This window comes from Stenotrophomonas sp. TWI602 (assembly GCF_039674045.1).
Taxonomy (GTDB): domain Bacteria; phylum Pseudomonadota; class Gammaproteobacteria; order Xanthomonadales; family Xanthomonadaceae; genus Stenotrophomonas.
The window spans coordinates 56,353-79,594 of record NZ_JBDJMT010000013.1; the positions used below are offsets into that span (position 1 = coordinate 56,353).

26 protein-coding genes are annotated in these 23,242 nt (G+C 66.8%); 10 read left to right on the plus strand and 16 right to left on the minus strand.

The window, feature by feature from the left end:
• Positions 1 to 4 precede the first annotated feature (4 nt).
• Positions 5 to 274 carry an oxidative damage protection protein gene (locus ABE483_RS13060; RefSeq protein ID WP_019183247.1) on the plus strand — a complete coding sequence of 90 codons (270 nt, stop codon included), beginning with the start codon at positions 5 to 7 and terminating at the stop codon, positions 272 to 274.
• A gap of 63 nt (positions 275 to 337) precedes the next feature.
• On the opposite strand, the gene ABE483_RS13065 is transcribed toward ABE483_RS13060, so the two are convergent.
• From ABE483_RS13065 to ABE483_RS13110, 10 genes are all read right to left on the minus strand, one after another.
• Positions 338 to 802: a DUF6491 family protein gene (locus ABE483_RS13065; protein WP_088432205.1), complete on the minus strand. Its 465-nt coding sequence runs from the start codon at positions 800 to 802 to the stop codon at positions 338 to 340.
• A gap of 105 nt (positions 803 to 907) precedes the next feature.
• A complete protein-coding gene (gene lolD / locus ABE483_RS13070; protein WP_121041874.1) occupies positions 908 to 1,621 on the minus strand; it encodes a lipoprotein-releasing ABC transporter ATP-binding protein LolD in 714 nt (237 codons plus the stop codon).
• Positions 1,614 to 2,855, minus strand: a complete 1,242-nt coding sequence (locus tag ABE483_RS13075; protein WP_346481840.1) for a lipoprotein-releasing ABC transporter permease subunit — start codon at positions 2,853 to 2,855, stop codon at positions 1,614 to 1,616. Before ABE483_RS13075 ends, lolD begins: the two co-directional genes overlap by 8 nt.
• A gap of 23 nt (positions 2,856 to 2,878) precedes the next feature.
• On the minus strand, positions 2,879 to 3,328 hold the full coding sequence (locus tag ABE483_RS13080; RefSeq protein ID WP_346481841.1) for a hypothetical protein: 450 nt from the start codon (positions 3,326 to 3,328) through the stop codon (positions 2,879 to 2,881).
• On the minus strand, positions 3,279 to 3,527 hold the full coding sequence (locus tag ABE483_RS13085) for a succinate dehydrogenase assembly factor 2 (RefSeq protein WP_019183252.1): 249 nt from the start codon (positions 3,525 to 3,527) through the stop codon (positions 3,279 to 3,281). Before ABE483_RS13085 ends, ABE483_RS13080 begins: the two co-directional genes overlap by 50 nt.
• Positions 3,528 to 3,720: 193 nt before the next feature.
• Positions 3,721 to 4,506, minus strand: coding sequence for a succinate dehydrogenase iron-sulfur subunit (locus ABE483_RS13090; protein ID WP_088432210.1), 786 nt, complete (start codon positions 4,504 to 4,506; stop codon positions 3,721 to 3,723).
• 163 nt (positions 4,507 to 4,669) lie between these two features.
• Positions 4,670 to 6,460: a succinate dehydrogenase flavoprotein subunit gene (gene sdhA, locus ABE483_RS13095; RefSeq protein ID WP_121041870.1), complete on the minus strand. Its 1,791-nt coding sequence runs from the start codon at positions 6,458 to 6,460 to the stop codon at positions 4,670 to 4,672.
• A gap of 31 nt (positions 6,461 to 6,491) precedes the next feature.
• A complete protein-coding gene (gene sdhD, locus ABE483_RS13100) occupies positions 6,492 to 6,878 on the minus strand; it encodes a succinate dehydrogenase, hydrophobic membrane anchor protein (protein ID WP_313211466.1) in 387 nt (128 codons plus the stop codon).
• The gene (gene sdhC / locus ABE483_RS13105) at positions 6,875 to 7,267 is read right to left on the minus strand and encodes a succinate dehydrogenase, cytochrome b556 subunit (RefSeq protein ID WP_313211464.1); all 393 of its coding nucleotides are present in this window, start codon (positions 7,265 to 7,267) and stop codon (positions 6,875 to 6,877) included. The genes sdhD and sdhC overlap by 4 nt, the downstream gene beginning before the upstream one ends.
• A gap of 56 nt (positions 7,268 to 7,323) precedes the next feature.
• Positions 7,324 to 7,497 carry a DUF1674 domain-containing protein gene (locus ABE483_RS13110; RefSeq protein WP_102788321.1) on the minus strand — a complete coding sequence of 58 codons (174 nt, stop codon included), beginning with the start codon at positions 7,495 to 7,497 and terminating at the stop codon, positions 7,324 to 7,326.
• Positions 7,498 to 7,536: 39 nt separating this feature from the next.
• Here ABE483_RS13110 and ABE483_RS13115 point away from each other — a divergent pair, with 39 nt between their 5' ends.
• Entirely contained in the window at positions 7,537 to 8,406 is an 870-nt protein-coding gene (locus tag ABE483_RS13115; protein ID WP_313211460.1) for a folate-binding protein, read from the plus strand.
• A 48-nt stretch (positions 8,407 to 8,454) separates the two neighbouring features.
• Positions 8,455 to 8,610 (plus strand): hypothetical protein, encoded by a 156-nt coding sequence (locus tag ABE483_RS13120; protein WP_346481842.1) that lies wholly within the window; start codon positions 8,455 to 8,457, stop codon positions 8,608 to 8,610.
• A 12-nt stretch (positions 8,611 to 8,622) separates the two neighbouring features.
• Here the strand turns inward: ABE483_RS13120 and ugpC are convergent, their stop codons facing one another.
• Positions 8,623 to 9,714: a sn-glycerol-3-phosphate ABC transporter ATP-binding protein UgpC gene (ugpC, locus tag ABE483_RS13125; protein WP_313211458.1), complete on the minus strand. Its 1,092-nt coding sequence runs from the start codon at positions 9,712 to 9,714 to the stop codon at positions 8,623 to 8,625.
• Positions 9,715 to 10,068: 354 nt separating this feature from the next.
• Here ugpC and zwf point away from each other — a divergent pair, with 354 nt between their 5' ends.
• The 5 genes from zwf (at position 10,069) to ABE483_RS13150 (ending at position 16,055) form a co-directional block, all read left to right on the plus strand.
• Positions 10,069 to 11,508 carry a glucose-6-phosphate dehydrogenase gene (zwf, locus tag ABE483_RS13130; RefSeq protein ID WP_313211456.1) on the plus strand — a complete coding sequence of 480 codons (1,440 nt, stop codon included), beginning with the start codon at positions 10,069 to 10,071 and terminating at the stop codon, positions 11,506 to 11,508.
• Positions 11,505 to 12,512, plus strand: a complete 1,008-nt coding sequence (glk, locus tag ABE483_RS13135) for a glucokinase (protein WP_313217922.1) — start codon at positions 11,505 to 11,507, stop codon at positions 12,510 to 12,512. Before zwf ends, glk begins: the two co-directional genes overlap by 4 nt.
• The gene (gene pgl, locus ABE483_RS13140; RefSeq protein ID WP_346481843.1) at positions 12,509 to 13,231 is read left to right on the plus strand and encodes a 6-phosphogluconolactonase; all 723 of its coding nucleotides are present in this window, start codon (positions 12,509 to 12,511) and stop codon (positions 13,229 to 13,231) included. Before glk ends, pgl begins: the two co-directional genes overlap by 4 nt.
• A 45-nt stretch (positions 13,232 to 13,276) precedes the next feature.
• Positions 13,277 to 15,193 carry a phosphogluconate dehydratase gene (gene edd, locus ABE483_RS13145; protein WP_346463688.1) on the plus strand — a complete coding sequence of 639 codons (1,917 nt, stop codon included), beginning with the start codon at positions 13,277 to 13,279 and terminating at the stop codon, positions 15,191 to 15,193.
• Positions 15,194 to 15,395: 202 nt separating this feature from the next.
• Positions 15,396 to 16,055: a bifunctional 4-hydroxy-2-oxoglutarate aldolase/2-dehydro-3-deoxy-phosphogluconate aldolase gene (locus ABE483_RS13150; protein ID WP_346463690.1), complete on the plus strand. Its 660-nt coding sequence runs from the start codon at positions 15,396 to 15,398 to the stop codon at positions 16,053 to 16,055.
• A 54-nt stretch (positions 16,056 to 16,109) separates the two neighbouring features.
• Here the strand turns inward: ABE483_RS13150 and ABE483_RS13155 are convergent, their stop codons facing one another.
• The 3 genes from ABE483_RS13155 to ispG form a co-directional block, all read right to left on the minus strand.
• Complete coding sequence (locus ABE483_RS13155) at positions 16,110 to 16,757, minus strand: response regulator (protein ID WP_019183265.1); 648 nt, start codon at positions 16,755 to 16,757, stop codon at positions 16,110 to 16,112.
• A 221-nt stretch (positions 16,758 to 16,978) separates the two neighbouring features.
• On the minus strand, positions 16,979 to 17,686 hold the full coding sequence (locus ABE483_RS13160; RefSeq protein WP_346481844.1) for a phosphatase PAP2 family protein: 708 nt from the start codon (positions 17,684 to 17,686) through the stop codon (positions 16,979 to 16,981).
• A complete protein-coding gene (gene ispG / locus ABE483_RS13165; RefSeq protein WP_313217914.1) occupies positions 17,667 to 18,932 on the minus strand; it encodes a flavodoxin-dependent (E)-4-hydroxy-3-methylbut-2-enyl-diphosphate synthase in 1,266 nt (421 codons plus the stop codon). Before ispG ends, ABE483_RS13160 begins: the two co-directional genes overlap by 20 nt.
• A gap of 144 nt (positions 18,933 to 19,076) precedes the next feature.
• On the opposite strand from ispG, the gene ABE483_RS13170 reads away from it, so the two are divergent.
• Together ABE483_RS13170 and ABE483_RS13175 are read left to right on the plus strand one after the other, a co-directional pair.
• Positions 19,077 to 20,303, plus strand: coding sequence for an ATP-binding protein (locus ABE483_RS13170; protein ID WP_313212903.1), 1,227 nt, complete (start codon positions 19,077 to 19,079; stop codon positions 20,301 to 20,303).
• Positions 20,300 to 20,884, plus strand: a complete 585-nt coding sequence (locus ABE483_RS13175; RefSeq protein ID WP_019183269.1) for a response regulator transcription factor — start codon at positions 20,300 to 20,302, stop codon at positions 20,882 to 20,884. The genes ABE483_RS13170 and ABE483_RS13175 overlap by 4 nt, the downstream gene beginning before the upstream one ends.
• A 346-nt stretch (positions 20,885 to 21,230) precedes the next feature.
• Here the strand turns inward: ABE483_RS13175 and pgi are convergent, their stop codons facing one another.
• Entirely contained in the window at positions 21,231 to 22,745 is a 1,515-nt protein-coding gene (pgi, locus tag ABE483_RS13180; protein ID WP_346481845.1) for a glucose-6-phosphate isomerase, read from the minus strand.
• Positions 22,742 to 23,122, minus strand: coding sequence for an aspartate 1-decarboxylase (panD, locus tag ABE483_RS13185; RefSeq protein ID WP_019183273.1), 381 nt, complete (start codon positions 23,120 to 23,122; stop codon positions 22,742 to 22,744). The genes pgi and panD overlap by 4 nt, the downstream gene beginning before the upstream one ends.
• Positions 23,123 to 23,242: the final 120 nt, after the last annotated feature.

Consider the following 23,242-nt stretch of genomic DNA (forward strand, 5'->3'; position numbering starts at 1 on the left):
CGCTATGCCCCGCACCGTTTTCTGCCAGTACGAACAACGCGACGCCGAAGGCCTGGACTTCGTGCCTTACCCCGGCGAACTGGGCCAGCGCATCTTCAACCACATCGGCAAGCCGGCGTGGGCCGCGTGGCTGGCGCACCAGACCATGCTGATCAATGAAAACCGGCTGTCGCCGCGCGATCCCAAGCACCGCGCGTTCCTGGAAGAAGAGCTGGTGAAATACCTGTTCAGCGGTGGCGCGGAGAAGCCGGCCGGGTTCGTACCGGAGGCGTGATCGCCGGTGATACCGACCAGCGGTCGGGATGGTCGGGATCCGGTTGCCGGCCAGCGGCCGGCACTACGGGGTCGGCGCCTGCTGGCCTTCTTCGCGCTCCTGCACCTGCGCCTGGCGCAGCTCCTGCTCGGACGCCCGCAACGCCTTGGTATCCAGCTTGCGGATGCTGCTGATGAAGCACGGCAGATTCACCGGGCCGGCCGTCGGGTCGCGCACCAGCACCTTGTCAAAGCGTGACGAAACGCGCCCGATCCGGCTGGTCAGGCCGATCGCCGAGGCGTAGTCCAACCCTTGGCACGGTCCGGCCAGATCCAGCAGATAGCCCTCGCTCGGGCGCGTCCAGACCGCCAGCGCACTGTCGCCGAGAGCCGTCCAGCCCGACAGCGAGCCGTACAGCGGCATGTCCTGCTGCGGCGGCCCGGCGTGGGCGCGGTAGAGATCGAGCTTCTGCGCGGTGGATAGGCGGCCGGTACTGGCGCACGCGGCCAGCCCAAGGCACAGGGCCGCGATGGCAAGGGTCTGCTTCATGACGCCTCCTGCTGGGGACTGTGCGCCGATCATGCGCCGCCCGGCGTGGTCCCGGCGAGAGGAACCCGCCGGGTGTTCAGCGCCCAGGCAGGCGCTGCTGCCTGCTCAGACCTCGCTGTGCGCCAGGCTGTGCAGCCTCCCTTCGCGCAACTCCAGCACGCGGTCCAGCTTGCGCGCCAGGGAGCGGTCGTGGGTCACCAGCACCAGGCTGGTGTGGTGCGCGCGGTTGAGCTCGAGCATCAGCTCGAACACGGTCGCGGCGGTCTTGTCATCCAGGTTGCCGGTCGGCTCATCACCGAGCACGCAGGCCGGGCGGTTGACCAAGGCGCGGGCGACGGCCGCACGCTGGCGTTCACCGCCGGACAGCTCGCCCGGCTTGTGGTCCAGGCGATGGCCCAGGCCGACCGATTCCAGCAGCGCCTGCGCACGGGTGCGCGCGTCAACCACTTCTTCGCCACCCAGCAGCACCGGCATCATCACGTTTTCCAGCGCGGTGAATTCGGGCAGCAGATGATGGAACTGGTAGACGAAGCCGAGCGCGCGGTTGCGCAGTTGGCCGCGCTGGCTGTCGGACAGGCCGGACATGCGCTGGCCGGCCACGTAGACCTCGCCCGCCGTCGGCGTATCCAGGCCACCGAGCAGATGCAGCAGGGTGCTTTTGCCGGCGCCGGAAGCGCCGATGATGGCCACGGTCTCGCCGGCCGCCACGCGCAGGTCCAGCCCGTTGAACACGGGGGTCTGCATGCGGCCTTCGGCATAGGTCTTGGCCAGCGCTTCGGCGCGGATGACTTCCTGGCCCAGGGTGAGTGCTTCATTCATAACGCAGGGCCTCCGCCGGCTGGGTACGTGCCGCGCGCCAGGCGGGATACAGGGTGGCAAGGAAGCTCATGACCAGCGCCACGGCGGTGATCACGATGATGTCCGGGGTCTGCATGTCGGTCGGCAGGCCGGTGATGTAGTAAACGTCCTCCGGCAGCAGCTTGACGTTGAACAGCGTCTCGATCGCGCCGAGGATGCGCTCCAGGTTCAAGGTCAGGGTGATGCCACCGATCACGCCGAGCACGGTACCGAAGATGCCGATCAGCGAGCCCTGCACCATGAACACCTGCATGACGCCGCCCGGGGTCAGGCCCAGGGTGCGCAGGATCGCGATGTCGGCCTGCTTGTCGGTGACCAGCATCACCTGCGAGGAGACCAGGTTGAACGCGCCCATGGCGATGATCAGCGAGAGCAGGATGCCCATCACCACCTTCTCCATGCGCAGCGAGTGGTAGAGGTTGGCGTTCTGCTGGGTCCAGTCGCTGACCCGGTAGGCACCGGTCAGGTTGTGGGCCAGATCGACGCCGACCTCCAGCGCCTTGTCCATGTCATGCAGTTTCAGGCGCACACCGGTGACGCCATCGATGCGCAGTACTTTTTCCAGATCGGCCATGTTGGCGTAGGCCACGCCGCGGTCGACCTCGTTGTAACCGGCTTCGAAGATGCCGCTCACGGTGAAGCGTTTCATGCGCGGGATCGCGCCGATCGGCGTGCCCTGCACTTCGGCCAACGTGACCAGCACGGTATCGCCGACGCCGACACCGAGGTAGATCGCCAGTTCCTGGCCGACCAGCAGGTTGTAGCTGCCCGCGGTCAGGCTGTCGAAGCTGCCTTTCTTGACCTTCTGGTTGATCACCGAGACGTTCGGCTCCAGCGCCGGGTCGATGCCCTGCACGATGGCGCCCTGCACGCGGGGACCGCTGAGCATGGCCTGGATTTCGATGTACGGCGCCGCGCCGGCAACCCGCGGATCTTTCTTGGCCACCTCCACCGCATGCGCCCAATCGGCCATCGGGGCGCCGTCGGTGGTGATGGTGGTATGCGCGGTCATCTGCAGCAGGCGATCGCGGATTTCCTTCTGGAAACCGCTCATGACCGCCAGCGTGGTGATCAGCACGGTCACGCCCAGGGCAATGCCGAGGATCGAGGCCATGGAGATGAAGGAGATGAAGCCGTTGCGGCGTTTGGCGCGCAGGTAGCGCAGGCCAATCGAGACAGGTATGGGTTTGAACATGCAGGTACGCCGGACAATTCAGGCTATGGTGCCACTGCAGGGGGTGAACGGGAAATGCAGTGTGCCCGGACGGCTAGTCGCAGTTCACGTGCCTGCCCCGGGGGAAGGGTATCGGGCCAGAACAGGCGCCAATGGCGGCGGCCGTCCTGGCGCCACCCCAGCTGCACCAGCGGGCCGCGGCACCGCATCTGCAGCGCCTCGACCGGCTCGCCATCAACCTGCACCGGGTCTTCGTCCGCCGGAATCACGAAGACGCAGCCCGGGCGGCGCGCATATCGCCACGCCTCCCACCAGGTGCCGGCCATCGCCACCATGCCCAGCGGCACGCCCCACGGCGCGGGCAGATCGGTCGCCCACACTGCCCAGGGCATCACAGCGCCCATGGCGATCAGCGCGCGGCACTGCCAGCGCGAGGGATACCACTCACGCTGGAAGGGCGCGGATCCGGGCGATGAGGGCGGCGGGCGCTGCATGCGGGCACTCCTCGTAACCCATGAACCAGCGCCACAACTTATCGTCCTCGCTCTCGAGCAGGAACAGGAAAACCTCGCGCTCGTCTGTCGGTGCCTGCAGCCAGCAACGGTCCAGATAACGGCCGAACAGCTGGTCCAGCTCGCGCATGCCGCGGCGGCAACGCCAGCGCAGCTTTTTCAGTTCAGTTGCTTCGTCCATTTTCTGCGTTTCCAGATAAGGCAAAGCCACGCATGGCGTGGCTCTACCGTTTCGATCTTTTTCTGCAAAGCCACGCATGGCGTGGCTCTACCGTTTCGATCTTTTTCTGCAAAGCCACGCATGGCGTGGCTCTACTGTTTCGATCTTTTTCTGCGAAGCCACGCATGGCGTGGCTCTACAGGACATACGTGGATCAGGCGCGACGCGCCATCATCAGCTTCTTGATCTCGGCAATGGCCAGCGCCGGGTTCAGGCCCTTCGGGCAGGTCCGCGAGCAGTTCATGATGGTGTGGCAGCGGTACAGCTTGAACGGGTCTTCCAGCTCGTCCAGGCGCGCACCGGTGTCTTCATCGCGCGAGTCGATGATCCAGCGGTAGGCCTGCAGCAGGATGGCCGGGCCCAGGTAACGCTCGCCGTTCCACCAGTAGCTCGGGCAGCTGGTCGAGCAGCAGGCGCACAGGATGCACTCGTACAGGCCATCGAGCTTCTTGCGGTCTTCCGGCGACTGCAGGCGCTCACGATCCGGCGGCGGCGGGGTCTGGGTACGGATCCACGGCTTGATCGAGGCGTACTGCGCGTAGAAGTGGGTCAGGTCCGGCACCAGATCCTTGACCACGCTCATGTGCGGCAGCGGGTAGATCGGCACTTCAGCCTTGCCGCAATCGGCAATCGCGCGGGTGCAGGCCAGCGTGTTGGTGCCGTCGATGTTCATCGCGCACGAACCGCAGATGCCCTCGCGGCACGAACGGCGGAAGGTCAGGGTCGGATCGATCTCGTTCTTGATCTTGATCAGCGCGTCCAGGACCATCGGGCCGCAGGCGTCCAGATCGATCTCATACGTATCGGTGCGCGGATTGCTGTCGTCGTCGGGACTCCAGCGGTAGATCTTGAAGGTGCGGGTGTTCTTCGCACCGGTCTGGGCGGGGAAGTGCTTGCCCTTTCCGATCTTGGAATTCTTGGGGAGGGAAAACTCGGCCATGGCTGTTCTCGTTGGCTCAGGCGGCTCGCGCTGCAGAGCAGGCGCGGGTAGCACGGAAGATGAGGAAGTCGACACCACCGGCCCGCGGCGCACGCACCACCCCACCCGTGCGGGAGGTGGCGGTGGCGAGCGCTGCGTGGACGGAGGTCATGCCGCAGGTCTCTTAGTAAACGCGCGGCTTGGGCGGGACGACGTCCACGTCCTTGCTCAGCGTGTACATGTGGACCGGACGGTAGTCGAACTCGCACTTGCCGTTCTCGTCGACGTTGACCAGCGTGTGCTTCTGCCAGTTGACGTCGTCGCGGTCCGGGAAGTCCTCATGCGCATGCGCGCCGCGGCTTTCCTTGCGCTGTTCGGCCGAGTTGATCGTCGCCACCGCGTTGAGCAGCAGGTTGTTCAGCTCGTAGGTTTCGATCAGGTCCGAGTTCCACACCAGCGAACGGTCGGAGACCTTGACGTCCTGGAAGGAGTCGAAGATCTCGGCCATCTTGGTGCAGCCCTCTTCCAGCGTCTTGCTGGTACGGAACACCGCCGCGTCGTTCTGCATGGTGCGCTGCATGCGATCGCGGATGACCGAGGTCGGGGTGTCGCCGTTGGCGTAACGCAGCTTGTCGAGCAGGCCCAGGGCCTTGTCGCAGGCATCGGACGGCAGGGTCTTGTGCGGTGCGCCGGACTTGATGGTGTCGGCGCAGCGGTTGGCCACCGCACGGCCGAACACGACCAGATCCAGCAGCGAGTTCGAGCCCAGGCGGTTGGCGCCGTGCACGGACACGCAGGCCGCTTCGCCGATGGCGTACAGGCCCGGCACGACCGCATCGGGGTTGTCGCCGACCTTGCGCACGACTTCGCCGTGGTAGTTGGTCGGGATGCCGCCCATGTTGTAGTGCACGGTCGGGATGACCGGGATCGGCTGCTTGTGCACGTCCACGCCGGCGAAGATGCGGGCGCTTTCAGCGATGCCCGGCAGCTTGTCGTCGATCACGCCCGGGCCGAGGTGGGTCAGGTCGAGCAGGATGTGATCCTTGTGCTCGCCGACGCCGCGGCCTTCGCGGATCTCGATGGTCATCGAGCGCGACACCACGTCGCGCGAGGCCAGATCCTTGTAGTGCGGTGCATAGCGCTCCATGAAGCGCTCGCCGTTGCTGTTGCGCAGGATGCCGCCTTCGCCACGCACGCCTTCGGTGATCAGGCAGCCCGCGCCGTAGATACCGGTCGGGTGGAACTGCACGAACTCCATGTCCTGCATCGGCAGGCCGGCACGCATGACCAGACCGCCGCCGTCGCCGGTGCAGGTGTGGGCCGAGGTGGCGCTGAAGTAGGCGCGGCCGTAGCCGCCGGTGGCCAGCACCACGCCATGGGCGCGGAACAGGTGCAGCGAGCCGTCGGCCATGTCCAGCGCGAGCACGCCGCGGCAGACGCCTTCGTCATCGAAGATCAGGTCGAGGGCGAAGTACTCGATCATGAAGCGCGCGTTGTGCGCCAGCGACTGCTGGTACAGCGTGTGCAGCATGGCGTGGCCGGTACGGTCGGCCGCGGCGCAGGTGCGCTGCGCGGACGGGCCTTCGCCGTACTTGGTGGTCATGCCGCCGAACGGGCGCTGGTAGATCTTGCCTTCTTCGGTACGGCTGAACGGCACACCGTAGTGTTCCAGCTCGATGATGGCCGGGATCGCTTCGCGGCACATGTACTCGATGGCGTCCTGGTCACCCAGCCAATCCGAGCCCTTGATGGTGTCGAAGAAGTGGTAGCGCCAGTCGTCTTCACCCATGTTGCCCAGCGCGGCGGAAATACCGCCCTGCGCGGCCACGGTGTGCGAACGGGTCGGGAAGACCTTGGTCAGGCAGACCGTCTGCAGGCCCTTGGCGGCAAGACCGAACGTGGCGCGCAGGCCAGCACCGCCGGCGCCGACCACGACCATGTCGTACTTGTGTTCCGTAATCTTGTAAGCGGACATCTAATCTGGATTCCTGTCTTGGTGCCTGGACTCAGGCGACGCCGAGCGCGATGCGGGCGACCGCAAAAACACTGACGATCCCGCCGAGCACGGCGATGAACTTCACCGTGGTCTGCAGCGCCAGGGCCAGCAGCGAATTGTGGATGTAGTCTTCCAGCACGACCTGCAGGCCGAGCTGGGCATGCCAGAACATCGCGACCAGGAAGCCGACCAGCAGCACCGCGTTCCACGGCTTGGACACCGCGTCGGTGGCGGTCACGTAATCGGCGCCGATCAGGCTCAGCACGAACACCAGGAACCAGATGCTCAGGCCGACCAGCGCGGTGGCGGTCAGGCGCTGCATCACGAAGTGCTCGGTGCCGGTCTTGGCGGCGCCCAGGCCACGCACGTTCTTCAGCGGGGTACGGTACTTGTTCATGCGGCCGCTCCCATGAAGACATAGGCCCAGATCAGGGCGGTGATCACCAGGCTGGCGAACACCGAGACCCAGCTGCTGCGCACGAAGGCGGGGATGGAGAAGCCGATCGCGAAGTCCTGCACGATATGGCGGATGCCATTGCACAGGTGGTAGGCGAAGGACCAGGTCCAGGCGAACAGGAAGAGCTTGCCGTACCAGCTACCGGCCTGGCCGGTGAAGCAGTTCCAGGATTCAGGACCCATCATCAGGGCGAGCAGGCCGCCGGCAATGATCAGGGCTCCAACAGACAGAAAGATGCCGGTCGCTCGATGCAGGATCGAGGTGGCCATCTGAATCTGCCAGCGATACACCTGAAGGTGCGGGGAAAGGGGACGTTCTCTGGCGGCCATTCGCTGGGCTCGTTATCTCGGCTGGGCGGCGCAATGCCGCGTTGGCTCAATGCTGATCAAAAATCGATGCAGCGTCCGTTTTTTTCCCAATCTCCGTACCGCACCGGATCAAGTCCGCCGCGGCCGCCGATTTCCAAAGGCACTGCCGGCGTCGCGGGGAGCGGTTGCTCCTCCGGTACCAGCGTGCCTTCAGCTTCAGAATCTGGAGTGGGGGTTGTTTGGCCTATCATGGGTGTTCTCGCAACGCACAAATTTTAGACCCCGTTCACGTGCCTGACAACCTGCCCTCCGATTTCGCCGGCTTTTCGCGCCTCCCCGGTCACCAGCTGCTCAGTCTCAGCGGTGCCGATGCGGCCGCCTTTGCCCATGCCCAATTCTCCAGCGACGTCACCGCCCTGCCCCTGCGGCATTGGCAGTGGAGTGCCTGGCTGACGGCCAAGGGCCGCACCATTGCTGTGTTCCAGCTGTTGCGGCTGGAGGAGGAGCGCATCGTGCTGCTGCTCGCCGACGGCGACGCCGATGCGATTGCGTCGCAGTTGCAGCGTTTTGTATTCCGCCGCAAGGTCCGGATCGAGGTGCGCAACGACCTGGCCGTGGTGGCGAGCTTCACCGCGCCGGAAGCGGCCTCCGGGGCCGCGATTGCGCAACTTGCCGGCGAAAACCTCGAACTGGACCTCGGCAGCGATGTGCTTCCGCGCAGCCTGCGGATCGGCGCGGCCGATGCCGTGGCCGCTGCGGCCGACAGTGCGGATATCGCGCTGGCCTGGCGCCAGTCCGACCTGCGCTACGGGCTGCCGCGACTGGACGCCGATCAGCGCGAGCAGTGGACGCCACAGCAGTTGGGGCTGGACCGCCTGAACGGGTACAGCGTCAAGAAGGGCTGCTACCCGGGCCAGGAAATCGTGGCCCGCACCCATTTCCTGGGCAAGGCCAAGCGCGCCCTGCAGCTGCTGCGGGTCGTGGAGGGCACGACCAGCGGCACGCAGGTACATCAGAACGAGGCGGCGATCGGCACGGTCGCGTCGGTGGCCGGTGACCTGGCCCTGGCGGTACTGCCGCTGGAGATCGCGCCGGAGCCGTTGAGCGTCGGCGGGGTCCAGGCCGCTCACCTGCCCTTGCTGGACGGTCTGGCGCGGTAGACCCGGTAGGCATCGACCGTTGATCGATGCGGCACGCCATGAACGTTGATGGGTGTACGGGGAGCCGCCCAGCGGCCGGCACAACCGGATCTGGTGGCACTACTGGATCTGGTGGCACTGCCGGATCTCGTGGCACTGCCGGATCTGGTGGCACTGCCGGATTCGGGCACGGGTAGTGCCGGCCGCTGGCCGGCAACCCCGTAACCCGGCCGCGTGTTACGCGTCGTTCAACCGCTCGCCGGTCTCTGCATCGAAGAAATGCAGGCCCTGCGGGTGGATCGCCACACGGATCGGCTCGCCCACCGAGGGCAACGCCTGCGGCGCCACGCGCATCACCAACGGCTGGCCGCCACTGGTCATGTTGACGAAGATCTCGTTGCCGACCGGCTCGATGCCATCGATCATCGCCTCGAACGCGGTCGCATCCCCGGCGGCGGCCGGCTGCAGATGCTCCGGGCGCACGCCCACGGCGATCGCCTTGCCGACCCACGCCTGATCGATCCGGGCCTGGCCCAGCGGCGCGGTCAGCCCGGTGTCCTGCACGGCATAGCCACTGTCGGTGCGCTGCAGGGTGCCGCGCAGCACGTTCATCGCCGGGCTGCCGAGGAAGCCGGCCACGAACAGGTTGGCCGGACGGTCATACAGCGCCATCGGGGTATCGATCTGCTGGATCACGCCGTCCTTGAGCACCACGATGCGCTGGCCCAGGGTCATCGCTTCCACCTGATCGTGGGTCACGTAGATCATCGTGGTGCCGAGCTTGCGGTGCAGCTGCGCGATTTCCGTACGCACGCTGTGGCGCAGCTTCGCATCCAGGTTGGAGAGCGGCTCATCCAGCAGGAACACCGCCGGCTCACGCACCAGGGCGCGGCCCAGCGCGACGCGCTGGCGCTGGCCGCCGGACATCGCCTTGGGGAGCTTGTCGAGCATGTCGGTCAGGCCCAGCGTTTCGGCCGCCTCGCTGACCCGCTTGCTGATCGTCGCCTTGTCGTGGCCGCGCAGCTTCAGGCCGAAGGCCAGGTTCTCGGCCACGGTCATGTGCGGGTAGAGCGCGTAGCTCTGGAACACCATGGCGATGTCACGATCTTTCGGCGCCACGTCGTTGACCACGCGCTCGCCGATGGTCAGCGTGCCGCCACTGATCTCCTCCAGGCCGGCGACCATGCGCAGCAGTGTGGACTTGCCACACCCCGACGGCCCCACCAGCACCATCAATTCACCATCGGCCACTTCGAAGGTCGCGCCCTGCACGGCCACCTGACCGTTGTCGTAGACCTTGCGAACGCCCTGCAACTGCACTTTTGCCATATCACCATTCCAGTCCGCCCGGTCTCCGGGCTGTTATGCGGAACTGCCTTCGGCCCTCCCGATGGCAGGTCGATGGCGTGGTGCCGCATGACGGCGACCACTGCAATCGAATACAGTCTGCGCATTCTGCCATGTAAACGTTTTCACGTGGCACTATCCGATGGTCGGCCGTGATCGGGATGCCGGGGAGGATGCGATATCTCCCACGACACCCGGTCGGCAGGCCATCATGCCGGGCGGAATCCATGGGGCGTGCTGCACCTGCAACAAGCAGACAACGGACCCCGCCCGACCCCCGAGAACATAGACGAGAAGCGATTGACAACGATGTCACCCGGATCTGAAACTCGAGCGATGCACGACACCCTCTTCCTGTTTGGCGCCACAGGTGACCTGGCCCAGCGCTATCTGTTCCCCTCGCTGCTGCGATTGCTGGGCGACGGCCTGCTCCCCGAAGACTTCAAGGTCCGTGCGCTGGCGCTGTCGCCGCACGATACCGAGGCCTTCCGCGAGATCCTGCGCCCGCGCCTGCAGCAGGCCATGCCCATGGCCAGCCAGGACGACATCCACTCGCTGCTGCAGCGCATCGACTACCGTTCGGTGGATCTGCGCAATCCCGAGTCCGTGGCCGAATCGGTCCATGACCTGGTCGACCGCAAGTGCGTGAGCTACCTGGCGATCCCGCCGGGCCTGTACATCTCCACCTGCGAAGGCCTGGCCAAGGGCGGCGCCCTGGCCGCACCGCACCGGCTGATGCTGGAAAAGCCGATCGGCAGCGACAGCGCCAGCGCCGAGGAGATCATCTCCACCATCGGCCAGTGGATCGACGAAGACCGCGTGTTCCGCCTGGATCACTACCTGGGCAAGGCCGCGGTGCAGAACCTGATCGCGCTGCGCTTCGGCAACACGCTGCTCGAGGCGGTCTGGAACCGCAACTACATCGAATCGGTGCATATCCTGGTCGCCGAGAGCGAGGGCGTGGACGGCCGCGATGCGTATTACGCCCGCTCCGGTGCGCTGCGCGACATGGTCCAGAGCCACATCCTGCAGCTGCTGTGCCTGGTCGCGATGGAGCCGCCGGCCTCGCTGGAAGCCGATCGCATCCGCGATGAGAAGGTCAAGGTGCTGCGCGCCCTGCGCCCGCTCGATGCCAAGCACGCCGCGCGTGACAGCGTGCGTGGCCGCTACACCGCCGGCACCATCAATGGCCAGCCCGCGCAGGCCTACCAGCCGCCGGAAGGCAGCGATGTGGAAACCTTCGCCGGCGTCACCGCGCATATCGACAACTGGCGCTGGTCCGGCGTGCCGTTCCATCTGGTCACCGGCAAGCGCCTGGCCGAGCGCACCACCCGCGTGGTGGTCACGCTCAAGCCGGTCACCCATTGGCTGTTCGAACGACCGCACCGCGGCAACGCCACCCCGAACCGGATCACCTTCCAGCTGCAGCCGCAGGAAAACATCGAGCTGGGCCTGATGAGTTCGCTGGCCGGCCCGGAATGGGGCGCGCTGGAACTGCACCCGCTGGAACTGGAACTGTCCGTACCCACCGGCCTGCACCGCCGCATCGCCTACGAGCGCCTGTTCCTGGATGCCTTCAACGGCAACCACGCGCTGTTCGTGCGTGATGACGAAGTGCGCGCGGCCTGGGCCTGGATCGACAGCGTCAGCGACGCATGGAAGGAAGCCAAGCTGCCGCTGCAGCCCTACCCGGCCGGTGAATGGGGTCCGGAAGAAGCGGCCGGCTTCCTGCCCGCCGATGCCGACGCCGACGCTGCCCGTGGTGGCCAGGCATGACGGTGTTGTCCCAGCCGGTCCTCGTCGCGGATATCGGCGGTACCAACGCTCGCTTCGCGCTCGCCGACACCTCGCTGGCCGCGCCACTGCAGCAGGACAGCATCCGCGAATTCGCCGTCGCTGAGTTCCCTTCACTGGGCGAGGCCGCACGGCACTATCTCGAACAGATCGGCGCGGAAGCCAAGCGCGGCGTGTTCGCCGTGGCCGGCCGCGTGGACGGTGACGAAGCGCGCATCACCAATCACCCGTGGGTGATCTCGCGCATGCGCACCGCGCACATGCTCGGCTTCGATGAGTTGCACCTGATCAACGACTTCGCCGCCCAGGCGATGGCGATCTCGCTGCTGCAGCCGCACGATGTGATCCAGGTCGGCGGCGCGGCGTGGGTGCCGGGCAAGCCGGGCCAGCCGCGCAACTACGCGGTGATCGGCCCCGGCACCGGGCTGGGCGTGGGCGGCTTGATCCTGCGCCACGGCCGCTGCTATCCGCTGGAAACCGAGGGTGGCCACGTCAGCTTCCCGCCCGGGACGCCGGAAGAGATCCGCATCCTGGAAATCCTGTCCGAACAGTTCGGCCGTGTCTCCAACGAGCGCCTGATCTGCGGACCCGGCCTGGTCAACATCCATCGCGCCGTGTGCGAGATGGCCGACATCGATCCGGGCCAGCTGCAGCCGGTGGACGTCACCGCGCGTGCGCTGCATGGCGACCCGCAGGCGATGCGGACCGTGGATGTGTTCTGTGCGGTGTTCGGCGCGATCGCCGGTGACCTGGTGCTGATGCAGGGCGCCTGGGATGGCGTGTTCCTGACCGGCGGCCTGGTGCCGAAGATGCTCGATTCGCTGCAGCACTCCGGCTTCCGCCAGCGCTTTGAACACAAGGGCCGCTTCTCTTCGATCATGTCCAAGGTGCCGTCACTGGCGGTGATGCACCCCAGCCCCGGCCTGCTCGGCGCGGCCGCGTATGCGGCGGATGTGGAACGCGATCTGCCGGGAGGCACCGCATGAATACCCTGGATACGTCCGATCGTTTCACCCTGATCCGCCATGGCGATGCCGATGGCTGGATCGAGGCCGTGGCCGCCGAAATGGCCGCCGAGCTCAACCGCGACATCGCCGAGTTCGGCCGGGCGCGCATGCTGCTCTCCGGCGGCACCACGCCGGCGCCGATCTACCAGGCACTGGCCGAGCTGGACGTTCAATGGGACCGGGTGGAAGTGAGCCTGGTCGATGAGCGCTGGCTCTCGCCGCAGGATCGCGACAGCAATGCATGGCTGGTGAAGGAGAGCTTTCTCACCCGTGCTGAAGGCGCGCATTTCGATCCGCTGGTGCGGGTCGGCAAGCCGCTGCCCGAGTGCGTCTACAGCGCCAACCTGCAGGCCCGGCACAGCCAGCGGCCCTGCGTGAGCGTGCTGGGCATGGGCAATGACGGCCACACCGCCTCGCTGTTCCCGGGTTCGAAGGATTTGAACCGCGCACTGGAAAGCACCCTGCCCTACGCGGCGCTGGATGCCACCGGCTGCCCCGGTGCGAACCAGTGGCCGCTGCGCATCACCCTCACGCCGCACGGCCTGAAGCAGAGCCGCCAGCGCCTGTTGCTGCTGCGTGGCAAGCAGAAGCTGGAAGTGCTCAAGCACGCGCTGGAAAGCAACAATCCGCAGCTGTATCCCATCCTCAACGCGATCGATCTCGACGGCGCGAAACTGCGCGTCCACTGGTGTGACTGAGTTGCCCCGGTGTTGTTCCGTTCGCCTTCTCATAGCCGGTAGCCAATGAGCCTGCATCCCAAACTCCATGCCATCACCGAGCGCATCGTCCAGCGCAGCGTCGCCTCGCGCGCCGCCTACCTGGCCGGTGTCGACGCGGCGCTGCGCGACGGTCCGTTCCGTTCGCGCCTGAGCTGCGGCAACCTCGCCCACGGGTTCGCCGCGTGCGGCCCGACCGACAAGTCGCGCCTGCGCGGCGGCGTGACGCCCAACCTGGGCATCATCACCGCGTACAACGACATGCTCTCGGCGCACCAGCCGTTCGAGCACTACCCGGAGATCCTGCGCGAAACCGCGCGCGAACTCGGCGCGACCGCACAGGTTGCCGGTGGCGTGCCGGCGATGTGCGACGGCGTCACCCAGGGCCGCGGCGGCATGGAGCTGTCGCTGTTCTCGCGCGATGTGATCGCCCAGTCAACCGCGATCGGCCTGAGCCATGACATGTTCGATGCCAGCGTCTACCTCGGCGTCTGCGACAAGATCGTGCCGGGCCTGCTGATCGGTGCGCTCGCTTTCGGCCACCTGCCGGCGATCTTCCTGCCGGCCGGCCCGATGACCCCGGGCATTCCGAACAAGCAGAAGGCCGAAGTGCGCGAGCGCTATGCGGCCGGCCAGGCGACCCGCGAAGAACTGCTGGAAGCCGAAGCCGCCTCGTACCACGGCGCCGGCACCTGCACCTTCTATGGCACCGCCAACTCCAACCAGACCCTGCTCGAGGCGATGGGCGTGCAGATGCCGGGCGCCTCGTTCGTCAATCCGGATACGCCGCTGCGCGATGCACTGACCCGCCAGGCAGCTGTGCGTGCGCTGGAGATCAGCGCGCTGGGCGACGACTTCCGACCGCTCGGCCGCTTGATCGACGAACGCGCGATCGTCAACGCCGTGGTCACCCTGATGGCCACCGGCGGCTCGACCAACCACACCATCCACTGGATCGCAGTGGCGCGTGCGGCCGGCATCGTGCTGACCTGGGACGACATGGACCAGCTCTCGCAGCTGATCCCGCTGCTGGCCCGCGTCTATCCGAACGGCGAAGCCGACGTGAACCGCTTCGCTGCCGCGGGCGGCACCGCGTTCGTGTTCCGTGAGCTGATGGAGGCCGGCCTGATGCACGCCGACCTGCAGACCGTGGCCGAAGGCGGCATGCCGCAGTACGGCCAGGAGCCGGCGTTGCGCGACGGCAAGCTGACCTACATCGACGGTGTGCGCGAGAGCGCCGATCCGGATGTGGTGCGTGGCGTGGCCAATCCGTTCGAATCCCAGGGCGGCCTGCGCCTGCTGCGCGGCAACCTCGGCCGTTCGCTGATCAAGCTGTCGGCGGTGAAGCCGGAGTTCCGCACGATCGAAGCGCCGGCGGTGGTGGTCGATGCGCCGCAGGTCCTCAACAAGCTGCACGCTGCCGGTGTGCTGCCGCACGATTTCGTGGCGGTGGTCCGTTACCAGGGTCCGCGCTCCAACGGCATGCCGGAGCTGCATTCGCTGGCGCCGCTGCTGGGCCTGCTGCAGAACCAGGGCCGTCGCGTGGCGCTGGTTACCGACGGTCGTCTGTCGGGCGCGTCGGGCAAGTTCCCGGCGGCGATCCACATGACCCCGGAAGCCTCGCGTGGCGGTCCGCTGGCACGTGTGCGCGAGGGCGACATCATCCGTCTGGATGGTGAGGCCGGCACGCTGGAGCTGTTGGTGGATGCGGCCGAGTTCGCGGCACGTGAGCCGGCGCCGAACACCGCACCGGCGGCGCATGATCTGGGCCGCAATCTGTTCGCGATGAGCCGCCGCCTGGTGGGTCCTGCCGATCAGGGCGCGATGTCGATTTCGTGCGGGCCGGCGGCCGATGACGGCAGCATCTGGAATTACGATGCGGAGTACGAGCTTGGGCATGATGCCGCGGCGGCGGATGCGCCGCATGAGGGTAAGGACGCGTGAGCTGACGCAAACGCGGCGGCCGGATGTTCTGGTTGAGGCAGCGGGATGGCCCCAACCAGGACGCGCCGTGAACCCATCCATGGGGGCTCGTCAGCGCCATCCATGGCGCTGTAACGGTCCTGGTTGGGGCCATCCCGCTGCCTCCCGACACTTATCGGCGCGTTGTTGGCGTCGTACTTTTTGGAATAAGGATTGAAAACGCATGAGCATCGTCGAGCATCAGAAACGCGCTGAAACCCTGTTGAAGGCCGCCGGCATTCTGCCGGTGGTGACGGTGCATACGCTGGATCAGGCCCGTGCGGTCAGCGCGGCGTTGTTGGAGGGCGGGCTGCCGGCGATCGAGCTGACGCTGCGTACGCCGGTGGCGATGGACGCGCTCGCCATGCTCAAGCGCGAGCTGCCGGATGTGGTGGTGGGTGCGGGCACGGTGTTGACCGTGGAGCAGATGCAGCAGTCGATCGATGCGGGTGCGGATTTCCTGGTCACGCCGGGTACGCCGGCGCACATGGCCGATGCGCTGGCGCAGGCACCGCTGCCGGTGGTGCCGGGTGCGGCCTCGCCGACGGAAATGCTGGCGCTGTATGCGCGCGGCTTCCGGGTGTGCAAGTTGTTCCCGGCCTCGGCCGTGGGTGGGCTGGCGATGATCAAGGGTCTGGCCGGTCCGATCCCGGATCTGAAGCTGTGCCCGACCGGTGGCATCACCGAAGACACGGCAGCCGAGTACCTGGAGCAGAAGAACGTGGTCTGCATCGGCGGTTCGTGGATGGTGCCGGGCGGTTGGATCGAGCGCGGCGAGTGGGACAAGGTGCGCGAGAGTGCGGCCCAGGCCGCGAAGATCGTCGCGCGGGTCCGCGCGCACTGAACGAAAACGCCCGGGCATGCCCGGGCGTTTTTCCATCCGCCGCCAGAAGGCGGGTTACATCGGGCGTGCCGGATCCACCAGGCCGTACTGGCTGGCCATGCGCGCCAGCGCGATGTTGTCGTTGATGCCCATCTTCTCGAACAGGCGGGCCTTGTGCGTATTGACGGTCTTCGCGCTCAGGCTCAGGCGCTTGGCGATGTCTTCCTGGCGCAGGCCCTGGGTGAGCAGCAGCGCCACTTCCAGTTCGCGTGGGGACAGGGTGTCGAACGGTGAATGGTTGCCTTCCACGTTCGACAGCGCCAGGTTCTGCGCGATGCTGTTGCCCAGGTAACGGCGGCCGAGTGCGGCATCACGCACCGCGCGCAGCAGTTCCTGTGCATCGCAGGCCTTGCCGATGTAGCCGGAAGCACCGGCTTCGAGCAGGCGCTTGGGCATCGGGCCATCTTCAAGGACGGAGACGATCACCACGCGGGTGCCGTGATCGCCACGGACCACGCGCTCGGTGACTTCCATGCCGCTCACGCCCGGCAGGTGCAGATCGCACAGCACGACGTCGGGCCGCAGGCGGCGGATATCCGGCAGCGCATCTTCGCCACTCTCCGCCTCACCGACCACCTCGATGTCGGTTTCATTGGAGAGGATCATCTTCATGCCCGTACGCACCAGGGCATGATCGTCCACCAGATACACTCGAATCGTCATCCGCCAACCTCGTCAAACACTGTGAACGGGGGCAAGCCTAGCCGCGGGATGTGGCGATCACAAGGAACCGGGTTCCCCATCATCGCGTTCTGGTCCGCGCATCACAGACATGCTGTCCTGCCCTCCCCCTGTGCCTCTCACCCTTGCCTGATCCAATGGAGCAGCCTATGGGTGCAGCCCGCTTTCATGCCGCTTTCGGCCAGTTTACCGCCGTATTTGTTTCAGTGGCGATGCCGCCACGGATGGCGGCGGCGGAACATGACCAGGAAGCACCCTACCACCCAGACCAGGGCGGCACACCAGCCGGCCAGGATATCGGAGGGGTAATGCACCCCCAGGTACATGCGCGAGACGCTCACCAGGACCGCGAAAGCAAGCGCGGCAAGGGCCACCGGCCAGCGCCAGCGGGTGTTCCAGGCCAGCAGCACCAGCGTGACGGCCAGGGTCATCGAGCCCATGGCATGGCCGCTGGGGAAGCTGAAGGTGCTCTCCGGGGCGATGGACTCCCACAGGCTGGGCCGGTCGCGCTGGAAGAAGCGCTTGCTGCCCAGGTTCAACAGGGCCGAGCCGGCAAAGCAGATCGCGACGAAACTGGCCTCGCGCCAGCGTTTGCGCCAGGCAAGCAGGCCCACGACCAGCACGTCGGCCGGAATCAGGAACCACTCGTAGCCCAGCTTGGACAGCAGCACGAAGAACCGGTCCAGGCCCGGCGAATGCAGGGCGTGCAGCTTCCACAACAGCAGGTCGTCGAAGTAGATCGCCTCCAGCTCGTGCACTTCATCGGCCAGGGCGACGAAGCCCGCCAACGGCAGCAACACGCCCACGAACAGCAGCACGAAGCGCCAGGCGTTGCGGCCCATCCAGTGGCGGACGCCGGCGGCCGGCTCCGGCGTGGCCAGCACCGTCGGCTTACCCGGCGCTTCGGACATAGGTGCGTTCAACGTACTCATCGATCAGCGTGACGAAGTCCTGGGCGATGTTCTCGCCACGCAGGGTGACCGTCTTTTCGCCATCCACGAACACCGGCGCGGCCGGCGTTTCACCCGTGCCCGGCAGCGAGATGCCGATATTGGCGTGGCGCGATTCGCCCGGGCCGTTGACGATGCAGCCCATGACCGCCAGGGTCATGTTCTCCGCACCCGGGTGGCTCACCTTCCACAGCGGCATCTTCTCGCGCACGTGGTTCTGCACGACCTTGGCCAGCTCCTGGAAGAACTCCGAGGTGGTCCGGCCGCAGCCGGGGCAGGCCGTGACCAGCGGGGTGAAGGCACGCTGCCCGGTGGTCTGCAGCAGCTCCTGGGCAACGATCACTTCGGCCGTGCGCGACTGGCCCGGTTCGGGGGTCAGCGAGATACGGATGGTGTCGCCGATGCCTTCCTGCAGCAGCACCGCCAGCGCCGCCGACGAGGCGACGATGCCCTTGCTGCCGATACCGGCCTCGGTCAGGCCCAGGTGCAGCGCGAAATCCGAGCGCTGGGCCAGGTCGCGGTACACCGCGATCAGCTCCTGCACGCCGCTGACCTTGGCCGACAGCACGATGCGATCGCGCGGCAGGCCCAGTTCCACGGCGGTCTCCGCCGAATCCAGCGCCGAGCGGATCAGCGCTTCACGCAGCACGCGCCCGGCATCCCACGGCTGCGCGCGCTGGCTGTTCTCGTCCATCAGGCGCGCGGCCAGGGACTGGTCCAGCGAGCCCCAGTTGGCGCCGATGCGGACCGGCTTGTTGTAGCGGATCGCAAACTCGATCAGCTGCGCGAACTGCGTGTCTTTCTTCTTGCCGAAGCCGACGTTGCCCGGATTGATCCGGTACTTGGCCAGCGCTTCGGCGCAGGCCGGCTCCTGGGTCAGCAGCTGGTGGCCGTTGTAATGGAAGTCGCCGATCAGGGGGACATCGATCCCCATCATCTGCAGCTTCTCCACGATCCGCGGGATGGCCGCAGCCGACTCGGGATTGTTGACGGTCAACCGCACCATCTCCGAGCCCGCGCGCCACAGTTCGGCGACCTGCTTCACGCTGGAGGCGACATCGGCGGTGTCGGTGTTGGTCATCGACTGCACCACCACGGGATGGCCCCCGCCCACGACCACGCCGCCGATATGGACGGGCTGGGTCTGGCGGCGGGCCCACACGGCGGAGTCGGCGGGTTGGGTCGGTCGGGTCACGGCGTCATGCATCCGCCTATTTTAGCGCGCCCAGCGCACGGGTAGGTGCCCAGCGTTGGTTGGCACTCATGTTCAGCGCCCCGCGCGCGCCGCCTACCCCGGATGCGGCCTATTGTCGCAGGCAGGTCCAGGCCGGAGCGCATACGATGTGCGCACATGACCGGTACCGACGCCCCCTTCCTCCGCACCCTGTGCAGCCTGCGCTGGCTGGCCGTGGCTGGCCAGGCCGCCACGATCCTGGTCGCCACCTGGGTACTGGGCCTGGAGTTGCCGCAGCTGCCGCTTTGGGCCGGCGTGGCTGCACTGGCCCTGTTCAATCTGTATGCGCAACTGCGCGTACACGATGCCGACACCGCACCACTCACCGCGTTCTGCCACATCCTGGTGGATGTCACCGTCTTGACCTGGATGGTCGGCTGGAGCGGCGGGATCGCCAATCCCTTCGGCTCACTCTTCCTGATCCTGATCGCACTGGCTGCGCTCGCCCTGCCCCTGCGCTGGACCCTCGCCGTGGCCGCGGCCTGCCTGATCGGCTATGCAGCAAGCGGCGTGTTCGGCCTGCCGCTGCCGAGCGGCTATTTCACCGGTGCGCAGATGCAGCAGTGGGGCGTGGTCTGCAACTTCCTGCTGTCGGCCACGGTGGTGCTGGTGTTCGCGACCCGACTGGCGATCGCCCTGCGCCAGCGCGAACGCGAGCTGGCCATGCTGCGCGAACGCTTCGTGCGCAATGAGGGCATCGTCGCGCTGGCCACCCATGCCGCCTCGGTGGCGCATGAGCTCAATACCCCGCTGGCGACCATGACCCTGCTCGCCGACGATATCGCCGACCAGACCGAAAGCAGCGAGGTCCGCGATGACGTGGAAACCCTGCGCGAGCTGCTGGTGCAGTGTCGGGAGCGGGTGCTCGCCCTCGCCCGCCCGGCCGCCGGCGATGCACCCGGCCGCGATGCGGTGACGTTGCCGCAGGTGCTGGAACAGTGGCGGCTGGTGCGTCCGACCATCGCGCTGAAGCGCAATGAGGATGCCCCGCTCACCCTGCCACTGGACCCGGGCATCGGGCACCTGCTGATGGTGCTGCTCAACAATGCCGCCGACGCGGGTGAGAAGGCCGACCGGCCGCAGGTGGATCTGTCGCTGCGCATCGAGGGCGATGACCTGATCGGCGAAGTGCGCGACTACGGCCACGGCTTCGATGCCCGCCAGGCCGTGCTGCCCGGCACCTTGTTCAACAGCGGCAAGACCGATGGCATGGGCGTGGGCCTGGCCCTGTCCCACGCCACCATCGAACGCCTGGACGGCGAGCTGTGGATGCGCCCGGCCAATGGCGCCGGCACCCGCGTCGGCTTCCGCCTTCCCTTGTCCCCACGGGAGACTTCCGCATGACTGCTTTCACCCCCGCGCCCGGCCAGGCCAGCCATGGCCTGCTGGTCGACGACGACGAACTGTACCTGCGCACGCTGCAGCGCAGCCTGGCCCGCAAAGGGTTGGAAACCGTCACCGCCAGCGACACCGCCTCGGCCCTGCTGCTGGCCCGGCAGCAGCCGCCGGCCTACGCGCTGATCGACCTCAAGCTCGGCACCGAATCCGGCCTGGCGCTGATCCAGCCGCTGCGCGCCCTGCGCGAAGACATGCGGATCCTGCTGGTGACCGGCTATGCCAGCATCGCCACCGCGGTGGAAGCGATCAAGCTCGGCGCGGACGACTATCTGCCCAAGCCGGCCACGGTGCCGATGATCCTGCGTGCGCTCGGCGAAGAAGACGATGGCCCGGCCGACGATGGCGACATGGAGCCGCCGGATGCGATGACCCCGATCAGCCGGCTGCAGTGGGAGCACATCCAGCAGGCGATGCATGAAACCGGCGGCAACGTGTCCGCCGCGGCGCGTCTGCTCGGCATGCACCGGCGCTCGCTGCAGCGCAAGCTGGCCAAGCGGCCGAGCCCGGAGCGCGACCCAAGCCGGTAAGGCCGGGCGCGGGCTGGCCGCGCAAACACCGGCCGCAACAACCGGTAGAGCCGACCGTTGGTCCGCTGCTCTTCGCCACATCGATCAACACCGCGCGCTGCGCGCGATAGCCGACCAACGGTCGGCTCTACCTGCCTTTTTAGTCGGCCCTACCCGCACTGAACCTGCATCGGTAGAGCCGACCGTTGGTCGGCTGCTCAAACACGGGCGCATCAACCGGTAGAGTCGACCGTTGGTCGGCTGCTCTTCGCCACATCGATCAACACCGCGCGCTGCGCGCGATAGCCGACCAACGGTCGGCTCTACCTGCCCTTTTAGCCGGCCAACGGTCGGATCTACGCGGTGGTCAGGCGGTCAGCCGGCCCAGCAGCTCCAGCGTCACCGGATCGGTGATCGCATGCGACTGGCCCTGCAGCGCGGGCAGCAACTGGCTGGCCAGCTGCTTGCCCAACTCCACGCCGAACTGGTCGAAGGCGTTGATGTTCCAGATCAGCGACTGCACGTACACGGCGTGTTCGTACATGGCGATCAGGGCACCCAGCGACTGCGGAGTCAGTGCGTCGAGCAGAATCAGCGTGCTCGGGCGGCCACCGGGATACTCGCGGTGCGGATCCTCGCTGCCCTGGCCATTGGCCAACGCCTCGGTCTGCGCCAGCAGGTTGGCCATCAGCGCCTGGTGGTTGACCACGTACGGGTCATCGTTGTGCACGCAGCCGATGAAGTCGGCCGGGATCACGCTGGTGCCCTGGTGCAGCGCCTGGAAGAAGCTGTGCTGCACATCGGTACCGGCCCCGCCCCACCACACTGGCACGGTGTCGCTGGCAACCGGGCTGCCATCAAGCTGCACCCGCTTGCCCAGGCTTTCCATCACCAGCTGCTGCAGGTAGGCCGGCAGCAGCGCCAGGCGCTGGTCATAAGTCATCACCGCATGCGTGGCATGGCCGAGCAGGTTGCGGTTCCAGATATCGGTCAGGGCATGCAGGACCGGCAGGTTCTGTTCGAGCGGCGCGGTGAGCACGTGTTCGTCCATCTGCGCCGCGCCCTCGAGCAGCTGCTCGAAGCGCGTGAAGCCGATCGCCAGTGCGATCGGGAAACCGACCGCCGACCACAGCGAATAGCGCCCGCCCACCCAATCCCACATCGGCAGTACGCGGCCGGCGGCGATCGAGAAGGCCTTGGCCGCACGCTCCGGATTCGCGCTGACCGCATACAGGCGCTCGCTGCCGCCCAGCCAGTCATGCAGGATCTGCCCGTTGAGCAGTGTTTCCTGGGTGCCGAAGGTCTTGGAGATCAGGATGCCGGCCGTGGTCGCCGGGTCCAGCGTGGCGAGCGTGCGCTGCATCGCGGCACCGTCCACGTTCGACACGAAATGCACTCGGAAGCGCGCCCCGGAGACCGGACGCAGCGCATCGGCGACCAGCCGCGGCCCCAGGTCCGAGCCGCCGATGCCGACGCTGACGATATCGGTGATAGTGGTTGCTTCCAGCGCGGCGATCAGCTCGCCCATCTGCTGGCGCACCTGCGCGGCGGTGGCGAAGGCCTCACCGGCCACCGGAGCGCCGCTGGCATCGCCGCGCAGCGCGGTGTGCAGCGCCGCACGGCCTTCGGTCACATTGACCGTTTCACCACGGAACAGCCGCTGGAAGCCGCCAGCGACATCGCGCTCGGCGGCCAGCTGCAGCAGTGCATCCAACGCCGCGCGGTCGTATTTCTGCCGCGCGAAATTGACGTACAACGGACCGACCCGCAGCCCCAGCGATTGTGCGCGGCCCGGTTCGGCGGCGATCAACGAAGGGATGCTCGCGCCACGCAGGCGCTGGGCATGGGAATGAAGCGGGTCGAATCCGTTGTGCTGTGTCATGCGGCCTGTGTCGGGATCGTGTCGTTGGTGTGGGAGATCTGGTTCTTGCCGTCCACATATACCAACTTCGGCTTGAAGCTGTCAGCTTCTTCTTCGCTCATGCTGGCGAAGGCCGCGATGATGATGATGTCGCCCACCTGCACGTGGCGCGCGGCGCCACCGTTGAGCGACACCACACCGCTGCCGGCTTCGGCGCGGATGGCATAGGTGGAGAAACGCGCACCGTTGGTGACGTCCCAGATGTGCACCTGCTCGAACTCACGGATGCCGGTGGCAGCCAGCAGGTTGTCATCGATGGCGATGGAACCTTCGTAGTTCAGCTCGGAATGCGTCACGGTGGCGCGGTGGATCTTGGTCTTCAGCAGGGACAGGTGCATGGCGACGGGACAACGGTAAAGGAAAGGGAAATTCTAGCACCCGCTGGATCGGCGGCAGGGCGCGCGGCGCCGGTCCCGGGAGGGGGCTGCCCACCGTTCAGCATCTTCAGGCCGCCCCGC

Coding starts and splice junctions, on each gene's coding strand:
- ABE483_RS13060 (WP_019183247.1), top strand. CDS start 5: ATGCCCCGCACCGTTTTCTGCCAGTACGAACAACGCGACGCCGAAGGC.
- ABE483_RS13065 (WP_088432205.1), bottom strand. CDS start 802: ATGAAGCAGACCCTTGCCATCGCGGCCCTGTGCCTTGGGCTGGCCGCG.
- lolD (WP_121041874.1), bottom strand. CDS start 1,621: ATGAATGAAGCACTCACCCTGGGCCAGGAAGTCATCCGCGCCGAAGCG.
- ABE483_RS13075 (WP_346481840.1), bottom strand. CDS start 2,855: ATGTTCAAACCCATACCTGTCTCGATTGGCCTGCGCTACCTGCGCGCC.
- ABE483_RS13080 (WP_346481841.1), bottom strand. CDS start 3,328: ATGCAGCGCCCGCCGCCCTCATCGCCCGGATCCGCGCCCTTCCAGCGT.
- ABE483_RS13085 (WP_019183252.1), bottom strand. CDS start 3,527: ATGGACGAAGCAACTGAACTGAAAAAGCTGCGCTGGCGTTGCCGCCGC.
- ABE483_RS13090 (WP_088432210.1), bottom strand. CDS start 4,506: ATGGCCGAGTTTTCCCTCCCCAAGAATTCCAAGATCGGAAAGGGCAAG.
- sdhA (WP_121041870.1), bottom strand. CDS start 6,460: ATGTCCGCTTACAAGATTACGGAACACAAGTACGACATGGTCGTGGTC.
- sdhD (WP_313211466.1), bottom strand. CDS start 6,878: ATGAACAAGTACCGTACCCCGCTGAAGAACGTGCGTGGCCTGGGCGCC.
- sdhC (WP_313211464.1), bottom strand. CDS start 7,267: ATGGCCGCCAGAGAACGTCCCCTTTCCCCGCACCTTCAGGTGTATCGC.
- ABE483_RS13110 (WP_102788321.1), bottom strand. CDS start 7,497: ATGATAGGCCAAACAACCCCCACTCCAGATTCTGAAGCTGAAGGCACG.
- ABE483_RS13120 (WP_346481842.1), top strand. CDS start 8,455: ATGGGTGTACGGGGAGCCGCCCAGCGGCCGGCACAACCGGATCTGGTG.
- ugpC (WP_313211458.1), bottom strand. CDS start 9,714: ATGGCAAAAGTGCAGTTGCAGGGCGTTCGCAAGGTCTACGACAACGGT.
- zwf (WP_313211456.1), top strand. CDS start 10,069: ATGCACGACACCCTCTTCCTGTTTGGCGCCACAGGTGACCTGGCCCAG.
- glk (WP_313217922.1), top strand. CDS start 11,505: ATGACGGTGTTGTCCCAGCCGGTCCTCGTCGCGGATATCGGCGGTACC.
- pgl (WP_346481843.1), top strand. CDS start 12,509: ATGAATACCCTGGATACGTCCGATCGTTTCACCCTGATCCGCCATGGC.
- edd (WP_346463688.1), top strand. CDS start 13,277: ATGAGCCTGCATCCCAAACTCCATGCCATCACCGAGCGCATCGTCCAG.
- ABE483_RS13150 (WP_346463690.1), top strand. CDS start 15,396: ATGAGCATCGTCGAGCATCAGAAACGCGCTGAAACCCTGTTGAAGGCC.
- ABE483_RS13155 (WP_019183265.1), bottom strand. CDS start 16,757: ATGACGATTCGAGTGTATCTGGTGGACGATCATGCCCTGGTGCGTACG.
- ABE483_RS13160 (WP_346481844.1), bottom strand. CDS start 17,686: ATGTCCGAAGCGCCGGGTAAGCCGACGGTGCTGGCCACGCCGGAGCCG.
- ispG (WP_313217914.1), bottom strand. CDS start 18,932: ATGCATGACGCCGTGACCCGACCGACCCAACCCGCCGACTCCGCCGTG.
- ABE483_RS13170 (WP_313212903.1), top strand. CDS start 19,077: ATGACCGGTACCGACGCCCCCTTCCTCCGCACCCTGTGCAGCCTGCGC.
- ABE483_RS13175 (WP_019183269.1), top strand. CDS start 20,300: ATGACTGCTTTCACCCCCGCGCCCGGCCAGGCCAGCCATGGCCTGCTG.
- pgi (WP_346481845.1), bottom strand. CDS start 22,745: ATGACACAGCACAACGGATTCGACCCGCTTCATTCCCATGCCCAGCGC.
- panD (WP_019183273.1), bottom strand. CDS start 23,122: ATGCACCTGTCCCTGCTGAAGACCAAGATCCACCGCGCCACCGTGACG.